Source organism: Mesorhizobium sp. M7A.F.Ca.CA.001.10.2.1, from assembly GCF_003998575.1.
Classification (GTDB): domain Bacteria; phylum Pseudomonadota; class Alphaproteobacteria; order Rhizobiales; family Rhizobiaceae; genus Mesorhizobium.
The window spans coordinates 1-6,782 of sequence record NZ_RZQY01000309.1 but is presented as its reverse complement, the minus strand read 5'-3'; the positions used below and the strand labels follow the sequence as shown (position 1 = coordinate 6,782).

At 61.6% G+C, this 6,782-nt stretch carries 8 protein-coding genes and 2 pseudogenes; 2 read left to right on the top strand and 8 right to left on the bottom strand.

The annotated features are described in order from the left end of the window. The coding region (locus tag EN964_RS19800) for a TIGR02281 family clan AA aspartic protease (RefSeq protein ID WP_127276655.1) at positions 1-214 on the top strand (214 nt) is incomplete at its 5' end. Positions 215-224: 10 nt separating this feature from the next. Here EN964_RS19800 and dusA read toward each other — a convergent pair. Together dusA and EN964_RS37755 are read right to left on the bottom strand one after the other, a co-directional pair. Beyond that, on the bottom strand, positions 225-1,223 hold the full coding sequence (dusA, locus tag EN964_RS19795) for a tRNA dihydrouridine(20/20a) synthase DusA (protein WP_127270818.1): 999 nt from the start codon (positions 1,221-1,223) through the stop codon (positions 225-227). 177 nt (positions 1,224-1,400) lie between these two features. After that, on the bottom strand, positions 1,401-1,688 hold the full coding sequence (locus EN964_RS37755) for a hypothetical protein (RefSeq protein ID WP_164775891.1): 288 nt from the start codon (positions 1,686-1,688) through the stop codon (positions 1,401-1,403). Positions 1,689-1,855: 167 nt separating this feature from the next. Between EN964_RS37755 and EN964_RS38685 the strand changes: the two are divergent. Beyond that, positions 1,856-1,969: pseudogene (locus EN964_RS38685) on the top strand (conjugal transfer protein TraD); the annotation flags it as partial. Positions 1,970-2,046: 77 nt separating this feature from the next. Here the strand turns inward: EN964_RS38685 and EN964_RS39425 are convergent. The 6 genes and pseudogenes from EN964_RS39425 to EN964_RS19760 all read right to left on the bottom strand — a co-directional run. Then, positions 2,047-2,242 (bottom strand): annotated as a pseudogene (locus EN964_RS39425) (DUF932 domain-containing protein); the annotation flags it as partial. A 271-nt stretch (positions 2,243-2,513) separates the two neighbouring features. Further along, a complete protein-coding gene (locus EN964_RS19780; protein WP_164748881.1) occupies positions 2,514-3,329 on the bottom strand; it encodes an ABC transporter substrate-binding protein in 816 nt (271 codons plus the stop codon). Between the two features lie 38 nt (positions 3,330-3,367). Next, on the bottom strand, positions 3,368-4,027 hold the full coding sequence (locus EN964_RS19775; protein WP_127270814.1) for an amino acid ABC transporter permease: 660 nt from the start codon (positions 4,025-4,027) through the stop codon (positions 3,368-3,370). Continuing rightward, the gene (locus tag EN964_RS19770) at positions 4,024-4,668 is read right to left on the bottom strand and encodes an amino acid ABC transporter permease (protein WP_127270812.1); all 645 of its coding nucleotides are present in this window, start codon (positions 4,666-4,668) and stop codon (positions 4,024-4,026) included. Before EN964_RS19770 ends, EN964_RS19775 begins: the two co-directional genes overlap by 4 nt. Continuing rightward, positions 4,665-5,426: an amino acid ABC transporter ATP-binding protein gene (locus EN964_RS19765; RefSeq protein ID WP_127270696.1), complete on the bottom strand. Its 762-nt coding sequence runs from the start codon at positions 5,424-5,426 to the stop codon at positions 4,665-4,667. Before EN964_RS19765 ends, EN964_RS19770 begins: the two co-directional genes overlap by 4 nt. Before the next feature lie 39 nt (positions 5,427-5,465). Next, a complete protein-coding gene (locus tag EN964_RS19760; RefSeq protein ID WP_127270694.1) occupies positions 5,466-6,635 on the bottom strand; it encodes an FAD-binding oxidoreductase in 1,170 nt (389 codons plus the stop codon). Positions 6,636-6,782: the final 147 nt, after the last annotated feature.

Genomic DNA, 6,782 nt, shown 5'->3' with positions numbered 1-6,782 from the left:
CAACTACACCATACCGGTTTCGACCGCCAACGGCATGGCGCGCGCCGCGGCCGTGAAAACCGATCAGATTGCGATCGGCGGCATCATGCGCAGGGATATGTCGGTGATGATCGCCGCACCCGGAATGCTCAGCCAGAGCCTGCTCGGCATGAACTTCATCGGTTCATTGTCGGGTTTTGACGTGCGCGGCGACCGCATGATCCTCAGGGATTGATCCCCGAAGCTCAAGCCGCTTCGGCTGCTGCGCCACCGAACTCGACGGCCGCGTAAGCCGTCTTCAGCACGTCCGGGCCGGCCCCGGGTTTTGTCGCGTCCGTGGACAGGATCTGCCGGTAGCGGCGCGCACCGGGCAGGCCATGGAACAGTCCGACCATATGGCGGGTGACATGGCCAAGCCGCCCACCCTGCTCGATATGGCGTGCCGCATAGTCCGCCATCGCATCGATCAGCGCGGCGAAATCGAACGGCTCGGACTGGACGCCGTAGAAAGCGGCATCGACGCCGGCCAGAATGCCGGGCGTGTGGTAGGCGGCGCGGCCAAGCATCGCGCCATCGACATGACCGAGATGCTTCTGCGCCTCTTCAATCGACTGAATTCCACCATTGATGCCAATGAATTCGTTATGTTTTCTGACCTTCAGCCGATAGACCCTGTTGTAGTCGAGCGGCGGGATGTCACGGTTTTCCTTGGGGCTCAGCCCTTCCAGCCACGCCTTGCGTGCATGCACCCACAATGCGTCGGCGCCGGCATCGAAAACCCCATCCGTCAGCGCATCCAGGGCCGGCTCCGGATCCTGCTCGTCGACGCCGATGCGGCATTTAACGGTCACGGGGATCTTCACCGCCGCTTTCATCGCCGCGACGCAGCCGGCGACGAGGTCCGGCACTTTCATCAGGCAGGCACCGAACGTGCCCGACTGGACGCGGTCTGACGGACAGCCGACATTGAGGTTGATCTCGTCATAGCCAAAGGCCTCGCCAATGCGGGCAGCCTCGGCGAGCTTTTCACGATCCGAGCCGCCGAGCTGCAGCGCGACCGGATGTTCCACCGCATCGAAGCCGAGCAGCCGCTCGCGCGCGCCATGGATGACCGCGTCGGCCACCACCATCTCGGTATAAAGCAGCGCATGGCTTGTCAGCTGGCGGTGGAAGAACCGGCAATGCCGGTCCGTCCAGTCCATCATCGGGGCCACAGATAGCCTATGATATTGATTTTGCAGCATTTTTTGTTTAACATCAAATCGTTAGAACGTGCCAAGTGCACACAATTTACGCCAGAATACGACCCTTTTTCGCCACGTTTCGATCTCTCAGTGCACACGGAGCGCACACGAAAAAATGGCCACCTACACAAAGCTCTCGTCCGGGTCCTGGCGTGTCCAAGTCCGTCGCAAAGGTCGCTACGTCAGCGAAACCTTCCTGCGCCGAGACGACGCACGCCGCTGGGCGACGAAACCGAGCGCCAAGTCGATCGCGGTGAGACACCGGCAAAGTCTCGAACAGCGCGCCTGAAAACCTTCGGCGAACTCATCGACCTTCATATCGACGACATGTGCGATATAGGCAAGTCCCCTCGCCGCTCCAAGGCCGCAGCCCTCGCTATGCTCCAAAGACATCTCGGCAAGTGCAACATCGCGGCTCTCGATCGCGAACGGCTCATTCGTTTCGGCCGTGACCGGGCTGCCCAAGGTGCTGGACCGATGACGCTAGGCATCGACATCGGTTTCGTAAAACTCATTCTGGCTCATGCCGTTGCGGTGCACGGGCTGCCCGTCAAGGTCGAACCGGTTGATCTCGCGCGGATCGCCCTGAAGAGGCTTGGCCTCGTTGGCAAAGGCAACCAGCGGGATAGGCGGCCGACAAATTGCAGAGCGCTGAAGGCGAGCATGCACGAGATCTATGGGCCGCGAAGGGTCGGCAGGCGTTCGATGCTGAACGGCGTGAAGAGTGGATGGGACGGCGAACTTAGCCACGGTTGGCGCGAGCAACGGCCAGCACGAAGCCCGAACAGCAGACTTCCGCCGGTGCGCCAGCGCCGCAGTCAAGCTTGCGCAATAAGTTTTCGCGCTCTTCGTCACTACCGGCGACAATCTTCTCTCGGAAGGGCGCAAGACTTGAGTTGGCGAAGCTCGTCAAAGCAGGCGCTGCCCTAGGAGCAAACTTCAAATGCCAGATCGTGTTCCCCTCGAAACCTCCCGCGCCCCACAGATGCGATCATGCACACTGCGCGTTGATAGAAGCTCTATAGCCAAGGTGCGAGCCAGCGGCACTGCTCTGCACAGCAGGAACGGGCGTAAAGCGAGGGAAGCTCCTCGCCTTGGATGAGGTCGGCGAGCTGACAGTCGCCAGTGTCGTCCGAATTGATGTAGGCATCGGCGGCGACGTAGTCGACGGCAGGCATTTAGCACACGCTCGGATCGCAGCCGCGCAGCAAACGTCCAGGCCGCCCGCCTCGCTCGGTTTTCTTCCTAAAAACGGGAGGCACAGGCGGAGCGGCCCTTCATACCAGCGGCTTACTCGATGACGCGGGCGCCACCGACATCTGCGGCTGACGGATCCAGCCCGTAAGCCTTGAGCGCTTCCGCGATCGCGCCATCCTTGCGGTAAGCTTCTAGGGACGTGTCAACGGCCTTCGCAAGATCCTCGTTGCTCTTGTCCAGCAGGAAGGCGGTCTGCGACGGGTTCATGGTCGCATCGATGCGCGGATCTTGTTTCAGCGCATTTACCTTATAATTCTGTCCTTCGTTCTGAATGACAGCGGAGCCGAAGCCGTCGAGCGCCGCCTCAATACGACCGGCATGAAGGTCCTGCGCGAGGTTCAGCGACGACGGATAGGTCTTGGAGCCTTCGTAAAGCTTCTCCATGTCCTGGACCCATAAATATCCTTCAACGGTGCCGACCTTCTTGCCCAGCAGACCATCGACAGTATCAATGCCGTTGGTCGAGGTGACGGACAGTTGGTCGAGATAGACCGGCGTAGACAGAGCGACGACCTTCGCGCGGGCGGCGGTACGATAGAAGCCGCCAAGCGCGATGTCCGCGCGCCGCGACTGAACTGCGGAAACCGCGCCTGGATATGTGAAGATCTCATAAGCGATCTCCAGGCAGTTCTCCTTGGCAAAACGCTTCACGAGATCGCCGTCGATACCCGCGATGCCGCTGTCTTTTTCGAGCGAATACGGAGCGGTGTTGGTAAGCGCGACTGTGAGTTTGCCCGCTGACACGGTTTCGAAAACGTGCTGCGGCTTGCAATCCTGTGCGGACGCGACGCTGGCACCCAAGGCCGTAGCAATGGCCGCGGCCGAGATAATCTTACTCCAATTTTTCACTGTGCTCTCCTCTGACATTGATGGTTTTTGATTGCAGGTCAGCCGAGATGGCTGCCCAGCCTACGTTCGGTGTACGAGACCAGCCACCCGAACGGGACGGTGATGGCGAGATAGAACAGGCCCGCCAAGATCAGGACATCGAGGTAGAGGTAGGTGGCCGCACCCACGCGATAGGCGCGCGCCAGAAGTTCGGGGATGGCGATCGTGTATGTAAGGGCCGTCGCCTGGAAGATGAGAATGGCAAAGCCCATCAGTGCGGGTATTGCGAACAGGATTCCTTGGGGGATCACTACGAAGCGCAGGATGTCCCGGCGGGTCATGCCGAGCGCCCAGCCCGCCTCGATCTCACAATGCGGAACCGCGTTCAGACCGGCGCGAAGGATCTCGCTGGTGTAGGCGCCTGTCGTTAGCGCCAACGCAATCACGCCAGAGGTGAAGGCACTTACGGTCATCCCGGAAGCAGGCAATCCATAGTAGACCATCTGCAGGACGACGAGTGCAGGCGCACCACGCCCGATCTCGACCAATACCACCGCGAAATAGCGGACGAGCCTGTTTCCAGAGGAAGAGGCAAGCGCAAGAACGAGGCCGATAGGCAATCCGAACAGCAGCGCCAGGCCCGCCAACTGAAGACTGACAATAGCTCCTTGGAAAAGCTGGGGCGACCAGTCCAGCCAGTTAGCCAGCATCTCGCTCATTTCGCTTGCCCCCTTGAGCGCAGCCGCCCGTCCACGGCGCGTGCCAACACGACAACGGGTATGGACAGCACGATGTAGAGAAGCGCGGCGAAAATGAACGGCGCGAAGCTGCCGCCGCCGCCTTGAGCCTGCTGCGATGCGTACATCATCACGTCGCGGACACCGATCGTGGAGGCCACGGTCGTGTCTTTGAGCAGGCTAACAAGGAAGGTCGCCATGGGTGGAACCGAGACGCGCAGGACCTGCGGCGCCAGGATATAGCGCAGCGTATCCAGGCGCGACATACCGAGCGCCGTGGACGCCTCCCGCTGGCCCTTCGAGAGGGCCAGGAAGCCACCCCTATAGATTTCAGCGAGATAGGCCGTTGATACCAACCCCATGCCCAGGATGGCAGCCTGATATGAACTGAGAACGATCACTCCGCTGCCCAATCCGAAGAAAATAATGAACAGCCAGACGATCGGCGGGATTCCTCGGACAACGTCGATGTATAGGCGCGCCGGCGCGCTTAGCAGAAGCAACCGGGAACGTCGCATCAGCACCAGCGGCATGGCTGCGATGGCCCCGACTCCGAAAGCGCCGAAGGTCACCAGCAGCGTGGCCGGAACGCCTCTGAGCAGTGAAACCAGCAGGTCGATCATCTGCGATCGACCACGGCACGGAAGAACTGCCGCGTGCGGGGCGACGACGGATTGCGGATCACGGCATCAGGCGGACCCTGCTCGATGATCTCTCCATTAGCCATGACGATTACGCGGTCGGCGACGTCTGCGGCAAAGGCGATCTCGTGCGTGACGATGATCATTGTCATGCCTTCCTGGGCGAGCTCGCGCATCACGGCCAACACCTCAAGCCCGAGTTCGGGATCCAGGGCGCTCGTGGGTTCGTCGAAGAGCATCACCTTGGGGTCAAGAGCCAGGGCGCGTGCGATCGCGATACGCTGCTGCTGGCCACCCGACAGGCGCGCCGGATAGGCTTGCGCCTTGTCCGTAAGGTGTACGCGTTCGAGCAATTGGGCGGTGCGCGCGTCCGCCTGCTCCTTGGTGCGCCCCAGAACCCGCATCTGCGGCAGCGAAATGTTGCGCTGCACGGTCATGTGCGGAAACAGGTTGAAGGACTGGAAAACCATCCCGGTGGAACGTCGGAGCCTCAGCAGCTCTCCGGCGGACAGATTGCGGTCGACCGAAAACCGGATGGCACCCACTTCAAGGGTGCCGGATGACGGCTGTTCGAGCATGTTGATCGCGCGCAGCAGCGTGCTCTTCCCCGCGCCGCTGGGTCCGACGATCGCCACGACCTCGCCGCGCGTGATGTCGAGCGAGACGTTCTTCACGGCGTGATGGCCGCCATAGATCACGTTGATGTTCTTGATGCGTACGATATTTTCTGCCTCGGGCATGGCTTCTTTGTCCTTGCGCTAACGCCGGTGTCCCACTGGTCAAGCCGCCGCAGTATGTGTGCCCGGAACGTTTCTTTCCGGAGTTGGAGCGAGACTTTCGGTGCCTGGGATCGATGCGGGAGAGCCCTTGAGCACCCAGTCTGCGACGATCAGCCCAATCACCGGCGCAAGCTGAATCCCGTAGCCGCCCGCACCGGCCGCGGTGATCAGACCGGGCTCCGACTGATCGACTGGTCCGACATAGGGACGGTGGTCGGCGGTGACAGGGTAGAGGCCTGCCCAGCCCCGGCCGAGCCGGGCGCCCGGCAGATCAGGCAGGCGTTCGATCAGCATCTCGGCCAGCATGACCTTGGACCCTTCCTCGCACTGCTCGTTGTAGTTGTCCGGATCTTCGGGCGACGGCGAACTTACCTTGTGTATCTCGGCGATGAGCTCGCCCGCTTTCTCGTGCCGAAAGTTGAGTCCGGTGCCCTGCCCGTTCACCAGATCCATGACCATCGGCATTGTGTACGGGAGCGGCGCGTCCAAGTGGATTGTCAGCGCCTCGTGGCGCTCGGGGTGGATGTGCAGCGTCTGTCCGAGCATCTCGGCAACGCGTGGCGCCCAGGCGCCTGCCGCATTCACGACGAAGTCGCAGCCGATCGGCCCTTTGCTGGTGTCCAACCGATAGCCACCGGATGTCCGCGCGGCACCAAGCAGCTTGCGGAACTGGAACACCTCGGAGCCGAGCTTCTTCACCTGTTGCGCCAGCAGCGTGCACATTTCGTGGGGATCGAGGAAGCCGTCGTCCGGCCCGAAGATGCCGCCTTCGAGCCCATCTGAACTCAAGTGCGGCACGAGTTGCTGAAGCTCGTTCGCCTGGTAGACCCTGGATCTGAAGCCGGCATCGCGCTGGATCTCCACCGAGCGGGCGAACAGTTCCATCTGCTCGGAGGTGCGCGCCAGACGCAGGTAGCCGATAGGGCTGAAGCCGAGACCGAGGCGCTCTTGCCACCGGCGGACGCGCTGCACCGATTGCATGCGCAGCTGTATCTCGAACGGATCCGTGAGCTGTGTCCCAACGACCCCGACCGAGCGGCCGCTGGATCCTGACGCAATGGATTGTGCGTCGATGACGGTGACGCGAGCGCCCTGTTCCGCGAGCGCGTGCGCAGAACACATACCGAGGGTACCCGCACCGATGACGACGACGTGAGGAGAAGCTGTCATGTGACTTCCATCTGTTGCTGCGTCGTCCCGTGCCGGATGGATCCGGCGCTGGACGCGCTACGTCATTGCTTCGGAGCGATTGCTGCGAGGGCGCCGTCGATTGCGGAAAGGATCTCGCGTGCGTCTTCCTCGGTCATGGAGGTGGAA